Source organism: Caballeronia sp. SL1002 (genome assembly GCF_057814995.1).
The window spans coordinates 2,184,779-2,203,694 of record NZ_JBYMUW010000002.1; the positions used below are offsets into that span (position 1 = coordinate 2,184,779).

General features: G+C 64.0%; 18 protein-coding genes and 1 riboswitch. Of the genes, 11 read left to right on the forward strand and 7 right to left on the reverse strand.

The window, feature by feature from the left end; all coding sequences use genetic code 11:
• Window positions 1–45: 45 nt before the first annotated feature.
• From pyrR to AC3D25_RS12550, 3 genes are read right to left on the reverse strand one after another with little or no spacing between them, the layout of a single operon-like run.
• A complete protein-coding gene (gene pyrR, locus AC3D25_RS12540; protein ID WP_488888700.1) occupies window positions 46–561 on the reverse strand; it encodes a bifunctional pyr operon transcriptional regulator/uracil phosphoribosyltransferase PyrR in 516 nt (171 codons plus the stop codon).
• Window positions 548–991, reverse strand: coding sequence for a Holliday junction resolvase RuvX (gene ruvX / locus AC3D25_RS12545; RefSeq protein ID WP_488888701.1), 444 nt, complete (start codon window positions 989–991; stop codon window positions 548–550). The genes pyrR and ruvX overlap by 14 nt, the downstream gene beginning before the upstream one ends.
• Window positions 992–1,001: 10 nt before the next feature.
• The gene (locus AC3D25_RS12550; RefSeq protein WP_488888702.1) at window positions 1,002–1,580 is read right to left on the reverse strand and encodes a YqgE/AlgH family protein; all 579 of its coding nucleotides are present in this window, start codon (window positions 1,578–1,580) and stop codon (window positions 1,002–1,004) included.
• A gap of 29 nt (window positions 1,581–1,609) precedes the next feature.
• On the opposite strand from AC3D25_RS12550, the gene AC3D25_RS12555 reads away from it, so the two are divergent.
• The gene (locus AC3D25_RS12555; protein ID WP_488888703.1) at window positions 1,610–3,079 is read left to right on the forward strand and encodes a cryptochrome/photolyase family protein; all 1,470 of its coding nucleotides are present in this window, start codon (window positions 1,610–1,612) and stop codon (window positions 3,077–3,079) included.
• Between the two features lie 7 nt (window positions 3,080–3,086).
• Here the strand turns inward: AC3D25_RS12555 and AC3D25_RS12560 are convergent, their stop codons facing one another.
• Together AC3D25_RS12560 and AC3D25_RS12565 are read right to left on the reverse strand one after the other, a co-directional pair.
• Window positions 3,087–4,520, reverse strand: a complete 1,434-nt coding sequence (locus AC3D25_RS12560; RefSeq protein WP_488888704.1) for a hypothetical protein — start codon at window positions 4,518–4,520, stop codon at window positions 3,087–3,089.
• A 278-nt stretch (window positions 4,521–4,798) separates the two neighbouring features.
• Window positions 4,799–4,969, reverse strand: a complete 171-nt coding sequence (locus AC3D25_RS12565; protein WP_488888705.1) for a rubredoxin — start codon at window positions 4,967–4,969, stop codon at window positions 4,799–4,801.
• A 311-nt stretch (window positions 4,970–5,280) separates the two neighbouring features.
• On the opposite strand from AC3D25_RS12565, the gene thiD reads away from it, so the two are divergent.
• From thiD to AC3D25_RS12580, 3 genes are all read left to right on the forward strand, one after another.
• Entirely contained in the window at window positions 5,281–6,153 is an 873-nt protein-coding gene (gene thiD / locus AC3D25_RS12570) for a bifunctional hydroxymethylpyrimidine kinase/phosphomethylpyrimidine kinase (RefSeq protein ID WP_488889683.1), read from the forward strand.
• 61 nt (window positions 6,154–6,214) lie between these two features.
• Entirely contained in the window at window positions 6,215–7,003 is a 789-nt protein-coding gene (locus AC3D25_RS12575; RefSeq protein WP_488888706.1) for a DUF72 domain-containing protein, read from the forward strand.
• A 32-nt stretch (window positions 7,004–7,035) separates the two neighbouring features.
• The gene (locus tag AC3D25_RS12580) at window positions 7,036–7,461 is read left to right on the forward strand and encodes a hypothetical protein (protein ID WP_488888707.1); all 426 of its coding nucleotides are present in this window, start codon (window positions 7,036–7,038) and stop codon (window positions 7,459–7,461) included.
• A 140-nt stretch (window positions 7,462–7,601) separates the two neighbouring features.
• Here AC3D25_RS12580 and groL read toward each other — a convergent pair whose 3' ends face one another.
• Window positions 7,602–9,242, reverse strand: coding sequence for a chaperonin GroEL (groL, locus tag AC3D25_RS12585; protein WP_488888708.1), 1,641 nt, complete (start codon window positions 9,240–9,242; stop codon window positions 7,602–7,604).
• Between the two features lie 107 nt (window positions 9,243–9,349).
• On the reverse strand, window positions 9,350–9,640 hold the full coding sequence (locus tag AC3D25_RS12590; RefSeq protein ID WP_087669983.1) for a co-chaperone GroES: 291 nt from the start codon (window positions 9,638–9,640) through the stop codon (window positions 9,350–9,352).
• Between the two features lie 349 nt (window positions 9,641–9,989).
• Here AC3D25_RS12590 and AC3D25_RS12595 point away from each other — a divergent pair, with 349 nt between their 5' ends.
• The 7 genes from AC3D25_RS12595 (at window position 9,990) to uca (ending at window position 18,905) form a co-directional block, all read left to right on the forward strand.
• Entirely contained in the window at window positions 9,990–10,721 is a 732-nt protein-coding gene (locus AC3D25_RS12595; RefSeq protein ID WP_488889684.1) for a DUF2242 domain-containing protein, read from the forward strand.
• A 189-nt stretch (window positions 10,722–10,910) separates the two neighbouring features.
• A riboswitch (guanidine-I (ykkC/yxkD leader) is annotated at window positions 10,911–11,010 on the forward strand.
• Window positions 11,011–11,068: 58 nt separating this feature from the next.
• Window positions 11,069–12,136 carry a putative urea ABC transporter substrate-binding protein gene (locus AC3D25_RS12600; protein WP_488888709.1) on the forward strand — a complete coding sequence of 356 codons (1,068 nt, stop codon included), beginning with the start codon at window positions 11,069–11,071 and terminating at the stop codon, window positions 12,134–12,136.
• A gap of 25 nt (window positions 12,137–12,161) precedes the next feature.
• Window positions 12,162–12,977 (forward strand): ABC transporter permease, encoded by an 816-nt coding sequence (locus AC3D25_RS12605; RefSeq protein WP_488888710.1) that lies wholly within the window; start codon window positions 12,162–12,164, stop codon window positions 12,975–12,977.
• Complete coding sequence (locus AC3D25_RS12610) at window positions 12,974–13,765, forward strand: ABC transporter ATP-binding protein (protein WP_488888711.1); 792 nt, start codon at window positions 12,974–12,976, stop codon at window positions 13,763–13,765. Before AC3D25_RS12605 ends, AC3D25_RS12610 begins: the two co-directional genes overlap by 4 nt.
• Window positions 13,766–13,777: 12 nt before the next feature.
• Window positions 13,778–14,482, forward strand: a complete 705-nt coding sequence (locus tag AC3D25_RS12615) for an urea amidolyase associated protein UAAP1 (RefSeq protein ID WP_488888712.1) — start codon at window positions 13,778–13,780, stop codon at window positions 14,480–14,482.
• Window positions 14,483–14,495: 13 nt separating this feature from the next.
• On the forward strand, window positions 14,496–15,137 hold the full coding sequence (locus tag AC3D25_RS12620) for an urea amidolyase associated protein UAAP2 (RefSeq protein WP_488888713.1): 642 nt from the start codon (window positions 14,496–14,498) through the stop codon (window positions 15,135–15,137).
• Between the two features lie 168 nt (window positions 15,138–15,305).
• Window positions 15,306–18,905, forward strand: a complete 3,600-nt coding sequence (uca, locus tag AC3D25_RS12625; protein ID WP_488888714.1) for an urea carboxylase — start codon at window positions 15,306–15,308, stop codon at window positions 18,903–18,905.
• Window positions 18,906–18,916 lie beyond the last annotated feature (11 nt).

Here is an 18,916-nt window from a genome sequence, read left to right on the forward strand (position 1 = left end):
CGGTCCTGAATATCGCTTGAAGATTTTTAACCGCGCGCCGCGCGTTCAGCCGGCGCGGACTTCGGTTTCGAACGCGAACGCGCCGTCGGCGTTGCGGGCGAGCACGAGATTGGCGTCGGCCGGGACGTCGGCCGTCGAGCCGACGTAGCGCGCCGCCATCGGCAGTTCGCGGCCGCCGCGATCGACCAGCACGCCGAGTTCGACGGAGGCCGGGCGGCCGTAATCGTAGAGTTCGTTGAGCGCCGCGCGCACGGAGCGCCCGGTTGCGAGCACATCGTCGATCAGCACGATTTCGCGGCCATCCACCGCGAACGGCAAGGAAGTCGGGCTGGCCTGGCTGTGCAGACCTTTTTTGGCGTAGTCGTCGCGATGCAGCGAGACGTTCACCACGCCGAATTCCGCCGCGCCGAGATCCTTCGCCAGCCGCTCGGCGAGCCACGCGCCGCCACTGTAAATGCCGACCAGCACCGCGCCGCCAGGACTCGCCAGCGACTCGCCGCGCGCCAAGCGAATCTGGTCGAGCAGCACGCGATACAACGCCTCGGCGTCAATGGAACTCATGGTCGTCGGCTAGTCCGTCTAGGAATTGTTGAAGGATGATGCGGGCGGCTTCGGCGTCGATTTCATCGAAACGGCCGCGCGCGTTGGGCTTCGCGCCGCTGCGCTTCAACTCCGCTTTCGCCTCGACCGACGAATAGCGTTCATCGACCCAGCTCACCGGCAGATTGAAGCGGCCGTTCACCTGATTGCCGAAGCGCTTCGCCTGCGCGCTCATTTCGTGCGGCGCGCCGTCCGGATGCAGCGGCATGCCGACGACGATCGCATCGGGCTTCCATTCCTCGATCAGCTTGCCGAGCGCTTCGAAACGGTATTCGCGATTGCGGTTTTCGAGCACGACGAGCGCGCGCGCGTGGCGCGTGAGCGTATTGCCAACCGCGACGCCGATGCGCTTTTCACCGTAATCGAACGCGAGCAACGTGGCCGCGTTCATGCGTCACCCGTCATGCGTGGCCGGCCTCGCCCGAGAGCATGGAGAGCGACACGCCGAGCAGCGACAGCGCGGCTTCGAGCTTTTCCTCGGCGGGAACGTCGAAAACGATGCGCGGATCGGCTTCCACCGTCAGCCAGCCGTTCTTCGAGATTTCCTCTTCGAGTTGCCCCGCGCCCCAGCCGGCGTGGCCGAGCGTGAGCAGGAAACGCTCGGGACCCTTGCCGCTCGCGACCGCTTCGAGCACGTCCTTCGACGTGGTCATCGCGAGGCCGCCGGGCACGCTCATCGACGACGTGTACGCGTCGCCTTCCGCCGGTTCGTGCAGCACAAAGCCGCGCTCGGTCTGCACCGGGCCGCCGAAATAGACTGGCAGATGCACAAGTGGCTCGATTTCCAGCTTGAGGTCAATACGATTGAAAAGCGATTGGAGGTCGATATCGGTCGGCCGGTTGATCACCAGGCCGAGCGCACCGCGCTCGCTGTGATCGCAAAGGTAGACTACGGTTCCCGAGAACGTCGGATCGGCCATGCTTGGCATGGCGATCAGGAACTGATTCGTCAAATTGATGCGATCGGAAGTCTTGGACATAATTCGGATTTTAGCAAAGGCGATACGAGATGGCCGACTTTGACCTGGGGCTTGTCTGGTTTCGACGAGACCTTCGCGTGGCAGACCATGCTGCACTCTATCACGCGCTTACACGCTGCCGCCGGGTCCTGTGCGCCTTCGTTTTCGACCGCGAAATCATCGGTTCGTTGCCGGAAAACGATCGGCGCGTCCCGTTCATTCACGCGAGCCTGGTTGAACTGGATCAGGTGTTGCGCGACGCGGGCGGCGCGTTGATGGTGCGCCACGGCGTGCCGCTCGACGAGGTTCCCGCGCTCGCCCGCGAGTGCGGCGCGAGCGCGGTGTTCGCGAATCGCGACTACGAACCGTCCGCGAAAGCCCGCGACGAAGCGGTCGGGCAAAAGCTCGCGAGCGCGGATGTCGCGTTTTTCACCTTCAAGGACCAGACCATCTTCGATGGCGACGAGATCCTGACGGGCGCGGGCAAGCCGTACACCGTGTTCACGCCCTACAAGCGTAACTGGCTCGCGTCGCTTACGCCCGATTCGCTTAAGCCGTATGCGTCGGAGGATCATCTGAATGCGCTCGGCCGGCCGCCCGGCCACGTAAAGCACGCGATTCCGACGCTTGCCGCGCTCGGTTTCGATGCGCGCCACGCGCCAGCATTGCCAGCGGGTTCATCGGGTGCGTTCACGCTTTTCGACGACTTCCTCGACCGCATGGCCGATTACGACCGCACCCGCGATTTCCCGGCGGTGAAAGGGCCGAGCTATCTCAGCGTGCATTTGCGGCACGGCACCATTTCGATCCGCGCCCTCGTGCGCAGCGCCCACGACGCGCAGCGCCATGGCAATCGAGGCGCGGAAACGTGGTTGTCGGAACTGGTCTGGCGCGACTTCTATTTTTCGGTGCTGCACCATTTTCCACATGTCGGCGTGCCGGGCGATCATCGCGCGTTCAAGCCGGAATATGACCGCATCAAGTGGGAACAAGGCGACGCCGCCGACGCCCATTTCGCCGCGTGGTGCGCGGGACAGACCGGTTATCCGCTGGTGGATGCGGCGATGCGCCAGATCAACCAGTCCGGCTATATGCACAACCGGCTGCGCATGGTGGTAGCGAGTTTTCTGACCAAGGATCTGGGGATCGACTGGCGGCGTGGCGAAGCGTATTTCGAGGCGCTGCTGAACGACTTCGAGCTGTCGTCGAATAACGGCGGCTGGCAGTGGGCGGCGTCGAGCGGCTGCGATGCGCAGCCGTATTTCCGCATCTTCAATCCGATCACGCAGTCGGAGAAATTCGACGCCAAAGGTAAGTTCATCCGCCATTACGTGCCGGAAATCGCGACGCTCGGCGATCGCGATATCCACGCGCCGTGGCGCTCGAAACCTGATGCGCTGAAGGCCGCGAAACTCTCGCTGGGTGCGGATTACCCGCTGCCCATCGTCGATCACGACGTCGCCCGCAAGCGCACGCTCCTGCGCTACGACGTCGTGAAATCCGCCGCGCCGCGCGAGTAAAACGCGTTCAGCGGATCGGCGCGGGACGCTCGATCATCACGGTCAGGGCCGCGACCGACGCGCCGGCTTCCGACGGCGCAATGCCCGCTGCCGCCTGATGCAGCATCGCGCCGAGCGTCTGCGCGGCGCGCTCGGGCACGGCGGGGTCGAGTGTGTGCAGGTTCTGGCCGTTCGCGCCTTCATAGGCGATCCGCCGCCACGCGAGGCCGAGCGTATCGGCGAGCAGCGCGACATGGCCGAGCCCGAGCGCGCACGCCGCCGCGCCCAGCCGATACGACGCGTCCGCGGCATGCAGCGCGGCGTGTTCGTCCACGGCCGCGCCTTCCCGCGCCTCGTTGCCGCGCGCAAGCAGCACGTCGATCGACGTTTCCGCGCCCTGCAAGAAATCTTCGTAGGCGGCGGCGTTCACGCGCAGCACGCCGAGATCGCGCGTCGCGATTTCGGTTGCGGTATCGCCAGGCGCGCCCGCTTCGCTCGCGCCCGCCTTCCATGCTGCGTCGGATGCCTCCGTTGCCGCAACGTGCCAGTCAACGGTCAGGCCGTAATCGCGCAGAACATCGACGTGCGCAGCGTCGTCCGCCGATGCCCCGCCAAGCGCCAGATCGCGCCACAGCAGCGCGAGCGTCGCGCGGACCAGCGATTTCGGCGCATACGACGACGCGTGCGCCTGATCGGCGAGTACCAAGTTGAAACGGGCGTAGAGACGCTTGGCGTCGGCGGACGCATTCGCGTTCGCATTCGCGCTATTCTCCGCGACGCTCTCGACCGGTTCGTTCGCGGCGCGCGTGCGCAGCGAACGCACAGTGCTTGCTGCGAGCCGCCAAAAGTCATACGGATCCTGACCGGCCAGTTCCTGCAGACATTCGTCGAGCCGACCAAACGATTCAGCGTCGTTATCAGCCGTGCCGGGGGTGGTGTTCGATGGGCTGCGCAGCAAAACGAGCAGCGCGCGCTCGTAGTGGGCGCGCACGCGGGCGAGACGTTCCGACGCGATCGGCCGCAGCGTCGCGGGCGCGATGGCGCGGCCGCCGAGCGCGAGATCGTCGAAAGCGACCGGCGCGGCGCGCGTGTGGGCGGCAATCAGCGCGTTGAGCGCGCGATAGTGGCCGAAGAGCGTGGTCGAGCACGCCAGTTCGCGCAGGTTGCGCCGCTCGACTGCCGCGCCGAAATCGCGCAGGGCATCGGCAAAACGCGCCCGGCTGCCATTCGATACCTCGCCGAGCGGCGCGACCAGCGCGAGCGTCTCGGCAAATTGCTGCGCGGTCTGCCAGCCGGCCGCGTGCAACGCGTTGATCGCCCGACGCAGTGCGCCGAGTGTGTCGCCCTGCCGCTGGAACGCATGCTGGGCATCGGCGAGCGCGCGTTCGGCCAGACGCACGGCACCGCCGCGCGGATTGGGCAACGCTTCGAATGAATCGGCAATACCGGTTGGAGATGTCATGGAAGCGCTCACGAGCTGCGCCGCGAGCAACCGCCGCGCAGGTTGAACTGCATCACGGCGAGACGGCGCTGGGTTCGACTCCGCGCGCCGTTGCCGCCGTCAGGCCCGAAAATGGGCAAGACCTCTCTGTCAATCGCCCGGCATCTTGCTGAGACGCACGGTGCGTTCGGTCGTGACTCGTCCACGCGATCCAGCGCAGACGGAATCCGGCAAAAATACGCGCGCCGCATGACGGCCGGATCGACGGACATGCATGCGGCGCGGGGCATCGGCCTCGGTTAGATCTGGATCATCTCGAAGTCTTCCTTGCGCGCGCCGCACTCAGGGCACGTCCAGTTGATCGGAACGTCTTCCCAGCGCGTACCCGGCGCAATGCCTTCCTCGGGCAAACCCGCTTCTTCGTCGTAGATCCAGCCGCAGATCAGGCACATCCAGCTTCTATATTCCATACTTATACGCGTCGAAACATCGGTTGAAATTAAGGTCATGATGGTACCGTGAAGCCGTCGCGATGCCTAGCGACCCGGCGCTGGCCGCGGCCTCAGGTCGCTGTCCGGACAACTCGCGCGCCGTCGTTGACCGGGAATGGCAGACGTTCCCACAAAGTGGCGAAATACGAGCGATTTCGTCGGAAATTTGTCTGGAAAGCGCGCCCCGCCGTAGCGTTAGGCCGCATAATCGGGACGTTTGCGCCGTTTCGGCTTTACTCCTCGGCGGCTGCCGCAATCTTGCCAGACCCAAATACATGTCCGCTTTTGTCATGCCCAGCGACACCCCTCCGATCGTCCTCACCTTCGCCCTCTCCGATCCCACGGGCGGGTCCGGCTTGCAAGCCGACCTGCTCACGCTCGCGAGCATGGGCTGCCACGGCGTGTCCGTGCTGACCGGCTACACGGTGCGCGACTCCGCGACCTGCGACGAAGTGACCGGCCTCGACCCCGACACCGTCGCGACGCAGGCGCGCATGCTGCTGGAAGACATGCCGGTCGCCGCGTTCAAGATCGGCGCGGCGACGCGCGCGGAAGTGGTCAGCGCGATCGCCGAAGTGGTGGCCGACTACGACGACGTCCCGCTCATCCTCGCGCCCGATTTCACGCTCGACGACGAACACGTGCTCGCCGCCGACGAACTCCGCGAGTCGCTCGCCGATCTCCTCGTGCCGCAGACCACCATGCTGGTCGCCGATCACGCCACGCTGCTGCAACTCGCGCAGCCGGACGGCGACGCCGAAGCGCCCAGCCTCGACGCCGCCATTTCCCACCTTCTGGCGCAGGGCTGCGAATACATTCTCGCGACGGAAACCGGCACGCATCGGCATGTGAACACGCTTTACAGCGAGGAAGGCCAGATCCGCCAGGACATCTGGGATCGCGGGCCGAATCGCATCATGGGCCTGACCGATACGCTCGGCTCGGCCATCGCCGCGCTGCTCGCGAACGGCCAGGAACCGGCCGAAGCCGCACGCGAGGCGCAGGAATATCTGTTCCAGGCCACTCGGGCCGCGTTCCGGCCGGGCATGGGCGCGTATTTGCCGGACCGTTTCTTCTGGGCGCGCTCGAACGACGCCGACGACGAAACGCCGCCCGCCGTCGTCGATTTGCCGCCTGCCGCGCCGGGGGAAGCCCGGCACTGAAAATGCGTCACCGAAGCGCTGGCCTTCCCTAAACCGCCGTCCATTGCGTTGCCAACGACCGATGCCAAATCGATCGCTTCATCTGCATAAGCCCGCGCCGCACGGCGCGATGCGTGTCGGCTGCGCCGGTTGGGGATTGTCGAACGCCGTCGCCGCGAGCTTTCCATCGGAAGGCTCGCACCTCGAACGCTACGCGCAGGTGCTCACCTGCGTCGAAATCAACTCCAGTTTTTACAAACCGCATCGCGCCGAAACCTATGTGCGCTGGCGCGACAGCGTGCCGGCGTCGTTCCGGTTCTCGGTCAAGGTGCCAAAGGCGATCACGCACGACGCGCGGCTCGTCGGCTGTGACACGCTGCTCGACGAATTCCTCGCCAATGCGACCGGTCTCGGCGACAAACTCGGCTGCTGGCTCGTTCAACTGCCGCCCACGCTCGTCTTCGATGCCGCCGTCGCTGTGCCGTTCTTCGAGGCGCTGCGCGCGCGAACGGCGCTGCCGGTCGCGTGCGAGGCGCGTCACGAAAGCTGGTTCCAGAAGAGTTCGGCGGAAGCGCTGAAATCGCACGGCATCGCGTATGTCGATGCCGATCCGCAGCCGGACGGCTGCGAAATACGCCATCGCGCGGACCCGTCGTTGGCGTATTTCCGGCTGCACGGCTCGCCGGATCTATACCGTTCGTCCTACGACTATCCGTATCTCGACGCGCTCGCGCACAGCATGCAGGCGCGCGCGAAGAAGGCGCGCGAGGTCTGGTGCATCTTCGACAACACCGCCGAAGGTTGCGCGCAGCCCAACGCGCTGCGCCTGACGAGCCGGCTGCATCTGGCGAGTCCGGTCGCGCCGGGCTGAACTCACCCGTTTTTATCCGATGGAGACACTCGATGCGTACACGACGCAAATGGATCGCCACGTTCGGTCTGGCGGCTGCCCTGCTCTTTTCGGGATCGGCCTTCGCGCAAGATGCACCGCAGAACGCACCGCAGAACGCCGTACCGGCAGGCGACGGCACTTTCCTGCTGACCATTTTCCTCAAGCACGATCAATCGAAGACGCTCGGCAAGATCAACGAGCAACTGAAGGATCAGGGCTTTTTCAAAGCATTCCCGCCGCCCGGCGTGCAGGTGGTGTCGTGGTACGTGATGATGGGAATTGGCCAGGTCGTGACGCTGCGCGTCCCCGCCGATAAATTGCGCGACGTGAACCGCGCGATTGAAACCACCGCGTTGGGCGGTTACCGGACCGAGTTCTACCCGACCTACGACTACAAAGCCGTCGCCGAGCAGATGCGCGTGCAAAACGCGAAATAGCGCGAGCTTGACGGTTCACATGGCTGTTGAGAACCGCGCACGCATAAAAAAACCCGCGAGTGTCTCGCGGGTTTTTCGCTTGTCCAGTGCGCGATTCCGAAGAATCCCGCACCGTCATGCCATTCCGGTTTAAGCCGAAATTACATGTCCATGCCCATGCCGCCCATACCGCCGGGCATACCGCCGCCCATCGGAGCATCTTCCTTCGGCAGTTCCGACACAGCGCAATCCGTCGTCAGCAGCAGACCCGCCACCGACGCCGCGTTTTGCAGTGCCGTGCGCGTCACCTTCGTCGGATCGACCACGCCTGCATCGACCAGATCGACGTACTCGCCGGTTGCCGCGTTGTAGCCGTAGTTGCCTTGACCGGCTGCAACGGCTGCCACCACGACGCTGGCTTCTTCGCCACCGTTCGTGACGATCTGGCGCAGCGGCTCTTCCATCGCGCGCAGCACGATCTTGATACCTGCGTCCTGATCGGCGTTAGTGCCCTTCAGACCTTCGATCGCCTTGCGAGCGCGGATCAGCGCAACGCCGCCGCCTGCCACGATGCCTTCTTCCACCGCTGCGCGCGTTGCGTGCAGTGCGTCTTCGACACGTGCCTTCTTTTCCTTCATTTCGACTTCGGTCGCAGCACCGACCTTGATCACTGCAACGCCGCCTGCCAGCTTGGCCACGCGTTCTTGCAGCTTTTCACGGTCGTAGTCCGACGTCGCTTCTTCGATTTGCGTGCGAACTTGCTTCACGCGCGCTTCGATGGTCGTGGCTTCGCCTGCGCCGTCGATGATCGTCGTGTTTTCCTTGCCCACTTCGATACGCTTCGCCTGGCCCAGTTCAGCCAGCGTTGCCTTTTCGAGCGTGAGGCCGGTTTCTTCGGCGATCACTTGGCCGCCCGTCAGGATGGCGATGTCTTCGAGCATCGCCTTGCGACGGTCGCCGAAGCCCGGAGCCTTGACAGCAACGGTCTTCAGGATGCCGCGGATGTTGTTCACCACCAGCGTAGCCAGCGCTTCGCCTTCGACATCTTCAGCGATGATCAGCAGCGGACGGCCAGCCTTGGCGACTTGTTCCAGTACCGGCAGGAGGTCACGGATGTTCGAAACCTTCTTGTCGTGCAGCAGCACGAACGGGTTTTCGAGCAGCGCGACTTGCTTGTCCGGGTTGTTGATGAAGTACGGCGACAGGTAGCCACGGTCGAACTGCATGCCTTCCACGACGTCCAGCTCGTCTTCCAGCGACTTGCCGTCTTCCACCGTGATCACGCCTTCCTTGCCGACCTTGTCCATCGCTTCAGCGATGCGATCGCCGATCGACGTGTCGCTGTTCGCCGAAATCGCGCCGACTTGAGCGATTTCCTTGTTGGTCGTGCACGGCTTGCTGATCTTGCGCAGTTCTTCGACGGCAGCCGTCACGGCCTTGTCGATGCCGCGCTTCAGGTCCATCGGGTTCATGCCCGATGCAACGTACTTCATGCCTTCGCGGACGATCGACTGGGCCAGAACCGTAGCCGTCGTCGTGCCGTCGCCGGCGTTGTCGCTGGTCCGGGAAGCCACTTCCTTGACCATCTGCGCGCCCATGTTCTGGAGCTTGTCTTTCAGTTCGATTTCTTTCGCGACCGAAACACCGTCCTTCGTGATCGTCGGGCCGCCGAAGCTGCGCTCGAGCACGACATTGCGACCCTTCGGACCCAGCGTGACCTTGACTGCATTGGCCAGGATGTTCACGCCTTCGACCATCTTTGCGCGTGCGGAATCGCCAAACACGACGTCTTTAGCTGCCATATCCAAACTCCTTGATTCGTTTCAGTTTTTTCAGGCTTTGCGCCGCCGCCGCGAGATCGTGGATCAATCGCTAAGCGCGCACGAAGCCGAACGTACTTGGAAGGGTTTTACTTGACCAGAACGGCCATGATGTCTTCTTCGCGCATCACGAGCAGTTCTTGCCCGTCGACCTTGACGGTCTGGCCGGCATACTTGCCGAACAGCACGCGGTCGCCCACTTTGACGTCGAGGGCGTTCTGCGTACCCTTGTCATCGCGCTTGCCCGGGCCGACGGCCAGGATTTCGCCTTGATCCGGCTTTTCGGCTGCAGCTTCGGGGATGATGAGGCCCGACGCAGTCTTGGTTTCCTGATCCAGACGTTTAACGATGACGCGATCGTGCAAAGGACGAAGATTCATACACACTCCTCTCTTGATTGAGACTGAAGAAACGCGGGAAAACCCATCCGGCATGCTGTTGAGCCGAGCCCATGCCACCGGACGGAAATCTTGTTAGCACTCTAGTGCGACGAGTGCCAATTATATGGCACGCCGTTTGACAATTTCAAGAAGGGTTGTCCCCTTTCGGCGCGAAATAGGTGCAGAAGGAGTTTCCAGTTGTCTCAAACCCGCCGCAGCGCCGCCCCGCTTTCATGTAACCAACGGATTCAATTGCTTTTTTACGTCCGCGCGCCGGGCGCACTACAATCTAGCCCCGCTGATCCAAACTCGATACCGGCCCTCCGCCGTGTTCCGACCCGTCGCCGTCATGCAAAGCCCGTTTCTCCGCACCCTTCTCGTTTGCGTCCCGCTCGCCTTCCTCGCCGCGTGCGGCGGCAAGGAAGCTCCCACGCCGAGCTACCAGCAGGAGTTGTTCAACACCGGCTCGACCCCCTACGCGCACAACTTCGACGCCACCACCGCGCAGACCTGCGAAGCCTCCCGGCGCGCGTTGCTCTCCCAAGGCTACATGACGACGATGACACAACCCGACACCGTCGATGCCACCAAGAATTTCCAGCCGGCGGCCGAAACGCACGTCGTGGTGTCGTTTCACGTGGTGTGTACGCCGGGCGAGAACGCCAGCAACACGAGCATTGCGTATGTGAACGCCGTGCAGGACGGCTACGCGCTGAAGAAAAGCGATACATCGGCGAGCGTGGGCCTGAGCGTGCTCGGCTCGCTCTCGCTGCCGATCCGCTCGAACAGCGACGCGATGGTGAAGATTTCCAGCGAAACCGTCCCGGCGGGCAAGTTCTACGATCGCTTTTTCAGCCTGGTCGGCTTTTACTTGCGAACGGTGCCGACGAGTTCGCCCGTTCCCGGCGATACCGTGCAGTCCCGCACGCTCGCGCCCTCGCTAATACTCAATTCGCCGGACCTGACGCCGACGCCGATCGTCGTGCAGGCGCCCGCTGCTGCGGCCACTGCGATCGCGCCGGCGCCACTTCCGGCGTTACCGGCGCCAGTCGTGCCGGCCTCAGCCGCATCCGCGCCCTAGCCTCGAAAAACCGCGCACCCGATTCGTGCGACGCGCGCTTTCGTATCGCGTGGCGCGCTTCATTGTCGTGCATCCCATACCGTCAGCTTCGCGTCCATCCTTACCACGTAAGGCCGACGCGCCTGGCATGCTTATCGCTTGAAACAATTCAAGGAGCCGGCGCTTCACCGGTTTAGCACGCACAATTTGTCAATGGACGACTAGGGTTCCGGTCCGCTTCGCGCGGATGCTGGTCCGAGAGTTGTCGACCTCAGGCGAGGTTACACGGCGGGATAAAAGCCCGGGAGAGAACGCGATCGAAACGTCGCGCCGCTCCTGCCGTCATCAACCGCCTTCCGAGGTCATCCATGCCCAAGTTCTCCCGTCTTATCGGCATTGCCGCGTTCTCGCTCGCCTCGCTTTACGCCTCAAGCTCATTCGCCGCCCGCACGGACTTCAAGGTCTGCTGGACCATCTACGCCGGCTGGATGCCCTGGGGCGAAGCCAAGACACAAGGCATCGTGTCCAAATGGGCCAAGAAGTACGGCATCAACGTGGACGTCGTGCAACTGAACGACTACGTCGAATCCATCAATCAGTACACGGCCGGCAAGTTCGACGGATGCGCCATGACCAACATGGACGCGCTCACCATTCCCGCGACCGGCGGCGTCGATTCGACCGCGCTGATCGTGAGCGACTACTCGAACGGCAACGACGGCGTGCTCATCAAGGGCAAGGGCAAAAAGGTCGCCGACCTCAAAGGCCAGTCGATCAACCTCGTCGAGCTCTCCGTCTCGCACTATCTGCTGGCCCGCGCGCTGGAATCCGCGGGCATGAGCGAGCGCGACATCAAGGTCGTCAATACGTCGGATGCCGATATCTCCGCTGCGTTCGCGACGCCCGCCGTCAAGCAGGCCGTGACCTGGAACCCGATGCTCGCCGATCTGAAGGCGCAGCCGAACGTGACCGAAGTGTTCGATTCGAGCAAGGTGCCCGGCGAAATCATGGACATGATGGTGGTCAACACCAAGACGCTCCAGGACAACCCGGCGCTTGGCAAGGCGCTCACCGGCGCCTGGTTCGAAATGGTCGCGCTGATGCACGCGCAGAGCAGCACCAGCACGGCGGCGCTGACGTCGATGGCGAAGGCGTCCGGCACCGATCTCGCAGGCTTCAAGGGTCAACTCTCGACCACCGCGCTCTTCTACACGCCCAAGGCCGCGCTCGACTTCGCGACCAGCCCGACGCTGCCGCAAACCATGACGCGCGTCGCCAAGTTCTCGTTCGATCACGGTCTGCTCGGCCAGGGCGCGCCGAATCCGGATGCGGTCGGCATGGCATTCGACAAGGGCGTGATCGTCGGCAGCAAGAGCAACGTGAAGCTGCGTTTCGATCCGAGCTATGTGCGCATGGCGGCCGAAGGCAAGCTCTAAATCCGCAACAGCCAAGGGCGTTCCGATGCGACTCATCAACCGACATCCCAGCCGAGGCGGCGCGCTGATGCTGCTTCTCATGCCGTTCATCGTGCTGGTGGCGGTGTACTTCACCAGTTCGTCGATGCGCCTCGCGGCCAACGCGGACGACAAGCTCCTGCCGAGCGCCACGCAGATGCGCGACGCGATCCAGCAATACGCGTTCACCGAGGACAAGCGCACCGGCGAGCATCTACTGTGGGCCGATACGACGTCGAGCCTGCGCCGGCTCGCCATCGGGCTAGTGGTGAGCGCGTCGATCGCATTGGTCGCGGGCATCCTGACGGGCAGCATTCCGCTCGTGACGGCCACGTTGTCGCCGTTCATCACGGTGATCTCGATGATCCCGCCGCTCGCGGTGCTGCCGATTCTGTTCATCGTGTTCGGACTCGATGAACTGTCGAAGGTCGTGCTGATCGTGATCGGCATCACGCCGATGATGATCCGCGATCTTCAGCAGCGCGCCCGCGAAATTCCGAACGAGCTGTGGGTGAAAGCGCAGACGCTCGGCGCATCGAGCTGGACGCTGATGCTGCGCGTGATCGTGCCGCAACTGTTGCCGCGCCTGCTCGTCGCGTTACGGCTCTCGCTCTGTTCCGCGTGGCTCTTTCTGATCGCGGCGGAAGCGATTGCATCGACGGACGGCCTCGGCTATCGCATCTTCCTCGTGCGCCGCTATCTCGCGATGGACGTGATCCTGCCCTACGTCATGTGGATCACGCTGCTCGCGTGGCTCATGGACGAAGCGCTGCGCCGTCTCACCAAAGCCGCGTTCCCGTGGTACGGCGGAGGCGCGCGATGATCGAAGTCCGCAACGTCTGGAAGGAATACGGCGAACAGGTCGTGCTGGAGCGGCTGAACCTGACCATCAAGGAAGGCGAATTCTGCTCGATGGTCGGCGCGTCGGGCTGCGGAAAATCCACCTTTCTGCGCCTCTTGCTCGGCCAGGAACGCGCGACGCGCGGCGAGATTTTGCTCGACGGCAAGCCGTTGCCGCCTGAACCGGACGCGCATCGCGGCGTCGTGTTCCAGCGCTATTCCGTGTTCGAACACCTGAGCGTGATGCGCAACGTGCTGCTCGGGCTCGAACTGCCGCACGCAAAATTCACCGGGCGGCTCTTCGGCGCGCGTCGCCGCAACGCCGTGAGCGAAGCGGTCGCGATGCTCGAACGCGTGGGTCTCGGCGCGTCGCTCGACAAGTTTCCGCATCAGTTGTCGGGGGGCATGCAGCAACGTCTCGCGATCGCCCAGGCGCTCGTAATGAAGCCGCGCGTGCTGCTGCTCGACGAACCGTTCGGCGCGCTCGATCCGGGCATCCGTAAAGACATGCACGAATTGCTGCTGAGTTTGTGGCGCGAAACAGGCGTGACGGTTTTCATGGTCACGCACGATCTGAAGGAAGGCTTCACGCTCGGCAGCCGCGTGCTCGTATTCGACAAGGTGCGCGTGGACCCGCAAGCGCCCGGCGCTTACGGCGCGCGCATCACCTACAACATTCCACTCGACCACAGCCGCGATTCGGCGTCGTCCCTTCACGTGGCGCAAGCCGCCGTGGAAGGCGCGGCGCGCGCGGATGCGGTCGCGGTCTGAGGAACCCGACACATGACTTTGCTGCTCGAAGAAACCGTTCCCGGCGGCGGACATGCTTCGCTGATCGTGAAGCGCGGCCAGTCGTTGCGCCTGACCGACCTGCGCGGCGGCGCGAACGTGAGCGTCATGATGGTGAACGCCACTGAAAAAAGCGAACGCCTGAATCTGCCCGATTCGCTCAAGTGCCAGCACACCGCGAAGCTCACCGCCGGACACTGCCTTTACTCCGACATGGGACGCGTGCTCGCCGCGATCGTCGCCGATACGTGCGGTTGGCACGACGCGATCGGCGGGGTATCGAATGCGGACGAAGTGCACGAGAAATATGGCGACGGCAATTATCAGTCGCTGCGTAACGCGTTTTATCGCAACGGCACGGACAACCTGCTGGTCGAACTCGGCAAGTGGGGACTCAACGTGTCCGACCTGCTGATGACGCTCAACCTGTTCAGCCGCGTGGACGTATCCGACGACGGCGCGCTGCAGTTCGTCGCGGGTAATTCCAAGCCGGGCGACACGGTGGAACTCTACGCGCCGATGAACACGCTCGTCGTGCTCACCGCGATCCAGCATCCACTCGATACGAACCCGGAATACGCACCGAAACCCGTGAAGCTGGAACTGAGCACCGCCGAGCGCGAAGTGGCCGAACTGTGCCGCACCTCGTGCGATGAAAACGTGCGCGGCTTTATCAACACCGATCGCTTTTTCCTCTGAGCGGAGAACTGATATGACCAGCGTGCTGACCGAAAGCCGCCTGCAACCCGAAGCCGCCGTGTTCCGCGAGACGCTCGCCGCGGGCGAACCGTGGCTCAAGGAACTGAAAGCGGGCCAGACCTTGCGCATCCTCGATCTCGAAGGCAACCAGGCCGTCGATACGCTCTTCTACAGCCTCGCCGATCCGCGTGAACGCTTCGACCCGCAGCGCACGCTGCGCCGCCAGAAGCGTCTGTACCTGACTACCGGCACCGTGCTGTATTCGAACCTCGGCAATCCGATGCTCACCATCGTCGCGGATACGTGCGGGCGTCACGACACGCTCGGTGGCGCATGCGCCCAGGAAAGCAACACCGTGCGTTACGCGCTGGAAAAGCGCTATATGCATAGTTGCAGGGACAACTATTTGCGTGCGTGCGCGCACGACGGACGTCTGTCGAAAACCGACATCGGCGCGAACATCAACTTCTTCATGAACGTGCCGGTCACGCCCGATGGCGGCCTCACGTTCGAAGACGGCATTTCCGCGCCGGGCAAGTACGTGGAACTGCGCGCGGAGATGGACGTGATCGTGCTGATTTCGAACTGTCCGCAATTGAACAACCCGTGCAATGCGTATAACCCGACGCCCGCCGAGTTGCTGATATGGAACTGAAGCGCGTGCGCGACTGGCTGTATTTCGTGCTGCTCGTGCGCGCGGGACGAAGCTGCACGCGTACGCGCGACGAACTAAAGCAGCGCTAAAAGCGCGCGCTGCCGCGGACGACCGCGGCATGCAATTCTCACGTGGCGGGACGGCCCGCCCACGCATTGCGCTCATCTCATGTTCGAGAAAGTCCTGATCGCCAATCGCGGCGCCATCGCGCGCCGTATCCTCCGAACGCTGCGCGAGCTTCAGGTCGCGGGCGTCGCGGTCTATGCGGAAGCCGACCGCGCGAGCCTGCATGTGAGCGAAGCCGATGCCGCCCACGCGCTCGGCGACGGCCCGGCCGCGTCCACCTATCTCGACGTCGCGAAGATTCTCGATATCGCGCGCCGCGACGGCGTGCAGGCCATTCATCCCGGCTATGGCTTTCTCTCCGAGAACGCCGAATTCGGCGAAGCGTGCGAAGCAGCGGGGATCGCGTTTATCGGCCCGACGCCCGCGCAATTGCGTGCGTTCGGTCTCAAGCACACGGCCCGCGCGATCGCCGCGCGCGAGGGGGTGCCGATGCTCGAAGGCACGGGACTGCTCGAAGGCATCGACGCCGCGCTGCAAGCCGCCGAAAAAATTGGCTACCCGGTGATGCTGAAAAGCACGGCGGGCGGCGGCGGGATCGGCATGCGCGTGTGCTGGAACGCCGCCGATCTGAACGCGCATTTCGACGTGGTGAAGCGGCTCGGCCAGAACAATTTCAGTGACGCGGGCGTGTTTATCGAGAAGTACATCGAGCGTGCGCGCCATCTGGAAGTGCAGGTATTCGGCGATGGCCGGGGCGATGCCATCGCGCTCGGCGTTCGTGATTGTTCGGTACAGCGGCGCAACCAGAAAGTGCTGGAGGAAACGCCCGCGCCGTCGCTGCCGGACGGCATGGCGGACGCGCTGTGCGAAGCCGCGATCCGGCTCGCCCGCGCGGTCGGTTACCGCTCGGCGGGGACGGTCGAATTCGTCTACGACAGCGCGGCCGAGCAGTTCTATTTTCTGGAAGTGAACACGCGCCTCCAGGTCGAGCATGGCGTGACCGAGCAGGTATGGGGCGTCGATCTCGTGCGCTGGATGATCGAACTCGCGGCGGGCACGCTCGCGCCGCTCGCCGAGCTTGCAGCGTCGCTCAAGCCGCAAGGCCATGCGATCCAGGCGCGTCTTTATGCCGAAGATCCGGGCCGCGATTTCAAGCCTAGTCCCGGCTTGCTCACGGACGTCTCGTTCCCGGCCGCCGATGGCCGCGCGCTGCGCATCGACACGTGGATCGAAGCGGGCTGCGAAGTGCCGCCCTATTTCGATCCGATGCTCGCGAAGGTGATCGCGTGGTCGCCGACGCGCGACGACGCACGCCGCGCGCTCGAACGTGCGCTGGCGGCCACGCGCCTCTACGGCGTGGAGACGAACCGCGACTATCTGCGCCAGATCATCGACGACACGCCGTTCGCCTCCGGTGAACCGTGGACGCGCTGTCTCGAAGGATTACGGTATCGCGCGAATACGGTGGAAATCGTGAGCGGCGGCACGCAAACTACCGTGCAGGATTTTCCGGGACGGCTCGGCTATTGGGCCGTCGGTATTCCGCCGTCCGGTCCAATGGACGACCGCGCGTTGAGACTGGGAAACCGTCTGCTCGGCAACGACGAAAGCGCCGCCGCGCTCGAAATCACGATGAGCGGTCCGACCTTGCGCTTCAACACCGACGCTGTGGTGGCCGTCACCGGCGCGACGCTGCCCGTGTTGCTCGACGATTCGGAGCGGCCGCTCGGCACGAGCTTTTTCGTCGCGGCCGGACAGACGCTCGCGCTCGGCACGATTCGCGGCGCGGGCGCGCGCGCGTATCTCTGCGTGCGCGGCGGTCTGGATGTCGCGCTCTATCTCGGCAGCCGCAGCACGTTCACGCTCGGCCAGTTCGGCGGTCACGGCGGACGCGCGTTGCGCGCGGGCGACGTGCTGCATCTGAACGCGCTTCACGATCCAACGTCGGGCGCGGCGTTGCCGCCCTCGCCCGCCGCCGAAACGTTACGGACCTTGCGGGTGATCTACGGACCGCACGGCGCGCCGGAATATTTCAGCGAGCGGTATATCGCGCAGTTCCTCGCGACCGAGTGGGAGATTCACTTCAATTCGAGCCGCACCGGCGTGCGTCTGATCGGACCGAAGCCGGAATGGACGCGCGAGGACGGCGGCGAGGCGGGGCTGCATCCGTCGAATATTCACGACAATCCGTACGCCGTCGGTGCAGTCGATTTCACCGGCGACATGCCGGTCATTCTCGGACCGGACGGTCCCAGCCTCGGCGGCTTCGTGTGTCCAGTGACGATCATCGAAGCCGATCTCTGGCAGATCGGCCAGTTGAAAGCGGGCGACAAGGTGCGCTTCACGCCGGTTTCCATCGGCGCCGCCCGGCACGCGATGGCCGCGCGCCTTCATGAACTTGCCACGCTGCAACCGCTCACGCTACCCGCGCTTGAAATCTCACCGGCGCTCGCGTCGCCCATCGTGCTCGACACCGGTTCGGATCACGAGCGGCTCGTCGCACGGCTTTCCGGCGACACGCATCTGCTGCTCGAAATCGGTCCCGCCGAACTCGATCTCGTGCTGCGTTTTCGCGGCCACGCGCTGATGCAAGCGCTCGAAGCGCGCGCGTTGCCGGGCGTGATCGACCTGACGCCGGGCATTCGTTCGCTGCAGATTCACTATCGGCCGGAAAGCCTGCCGCTCGCACGACTGCTCGAAGAAGTCGAGCGCGAATGGCAGGCCGTGCTGTTGAAAAAGGATTTGCGCGCGCCGTCGCGCATCGTGCATCTGCCGCTCTCGTGGGACGACCCGGCGTGCCGTCTCGCCATCGACAAATACATGACCACAGTGCGCCCGGACGCGCCGTGGTGCCCGAGCAATCTGGAGTTCATTCGCCGGATCAACGACCTCGCTTCCATCGACGACGTAAAACGCATCGTGTTCGATGCGAACTATCTGGTCATGGGTCTCGGCGATGTCTATCTCGGCGCGCCGGTCGCGACGCCGCTCGATCCGCGTCATCGGCTCGTCACGACCAAGTACAACCCGGCGCGCACGTGGACGGCGGAAAACTCTGTCGGCATCGGCGGCGCGTATCTTTGCGTGTACGGTATGGAAGGTCCGGGCGGTTATCAGTTCGTCGGACGCACGCTGCAGATGTGGAACCGCTATCGTGCGATCGCGGACTTCGCGGGCCGTCCGTACCTGCTGCGCTTCTTCGATCAAATCCGCTTCTACGAAGTCGAGGCTGACGAATTGCTGCGGATCCGCGCCGATTTTCCGCTCGGCCGCTATCCGCTCAGGATCGAGGAGACAACCCTGTCTCTCGCGGATTACGAAGACTTTCTGACGCGCGAAGCCGCCGGCATCGCGCAGTTTCGAGGTCGTCAGCAAGCGGCGTTTCAGGCCGAACGCGAGCGCTGGCGCGAAGCGGGCGCGAACGAGGACAGCATCGAGCCGCCGCCCGCCGCCGCCACCGAAGACGCGCCGCTCGCGGACGACGAAGTGGCCGTGGAAAGCGAGATCGCGGGGAATTTGTGGCAGGTGCGCGTCGCGACGGGCGAGACGGTTGCGGCGGGCGACGTACTGCTCGTGATCGAGTCGATGAAGATGGAGATTTCGGTTTGCGCGCCCTGCGCGGGCACGGTCGGCGACGTGTATGTCGCGCCGGGTTCGCCGGTGCGCGCGGGACAACGCGTCGCGGTCATTGCCCGCGGCTAGGCACATCAACG

Coding starts and splice junctions, on each gene's coding strand:
- pyrR (WP_488888700.1), bottom strand. CDS start 561: ATGAGTTCCATTGACGCCGAGGCGTTGTATCGCGTGCTGCTCGACCAG.
- ruvX (WP_488888701.1), bottom strand. CDS start 991: ATGAACGCGGCCACGTTGCTCGCGTTCGATTACGGTGAAAAGCGCATC.
- AC3D25_RS12550 (WP_488888702.1), bottom strand. CDS start 1,580: ATGTCCAAGACTTCCGATCGCATCAATTTGACGAATCAGTTCCTGATC.
- AC3D25_RS12555 (WP_488888703.1), top strand. CDS start 1,610: ATGGCCGACTTTGACCTGGGGCTTGTCTGGTTTCGACGAGACCTTCGC.
- AC3D25_RS12560 (WP_488888704.1), bottom strand. CDS start 4,520: ATGACATCTCCAACCGGTATTGCCGATTCATTCGAAGCGTTGCCCAAT.
- AC3D25_RS12565 (WP_488888705.1), bottom strand. CDS start 4,969: ATGGAATATAGAAGCTGGATGTGCCTGATCTGCGGCTGGATCTACGAC.
- thiD (WP_488889683.1), top strand. CDS start 5,281: ATGCCCAGCGACACCCCTCCGATCGTCCTCACCTTCGCCCTCTCCGAT.
- AC3D25_RS12575 (WP_488888706.1), top strand. CDS start 6,215: ATGCCAAATCGATCGCTTCATCTGCATAAGCCCGCGCCGCACGGCGCG.
- AC3D25_RS12580 (WP_488888707.1), top strand. CDS start 7,036: ATGCGTACACGACGCAAATGGATCGCCACGTTCGGTCTGGCGGCTGCC.
- groL (WP_488888708.1), bottom strand. CDS start 9,242: ATGGCAGCTAAAGACGTCGTGTTTGGCGATTCCGCACGCGCAAAGATG.
- AC3D25_RS12590 (WP_087669983.1), bottom strand. CDS start 9,640: ATGAATCTTCGTCCTTTGCACGATCGCGTCATCGTTAAACGTCTGGAT.
- AC3D25_RS12595 (WP_488889684.1), top strand. CDS start 9,990: ATGCAAAGCCCGTTTCTCCGCACCCTTCTCGTTTGCGTCCCGCTCGCC.
- AC3D25_RS12600 (WP_488888709.1), top strand. CDS start 11,069: ATGCCCAAGTTCTCCCGTCTTATCGGCATTGCCGCGTTCTCGCTCGCC.
- AC3D25_RS12605 (WP_488888710.1), top strand. CDS start 12,162: ATGCGACTCATCAACCGACATCCCAGCCGAGGCGGCGCGCTGATGCTG.
- AC3D25_RS12610 (WP_488888711.1), top strand. CDS start 12,974: ATGATCGAAGTCCGCAACGTCTGGAAGGAATACGGCGAACAGGTCGTG.
- AC3D25_RS12615 (WP_488888712.1), top strand. CDS start 13,778: ATGACTTTGCTGCTCGAAGAAACCGTTCCCGGCGGCGGACATGCTTCG.
- AC3D25_RS12620 (WP_488888713.1), top strand. CDS start 14,496: ATGACCAGCGTGCTGACCGAAAGCCGCCTGCAACCCGAAGCCGCCGTG.
- uca (WP_488888714.1), top strand. CDS start 15,306: ATGTTCGAGAAAGTCCTGATCGCCAATCGCGGCGCCATCGCGCGCCGT.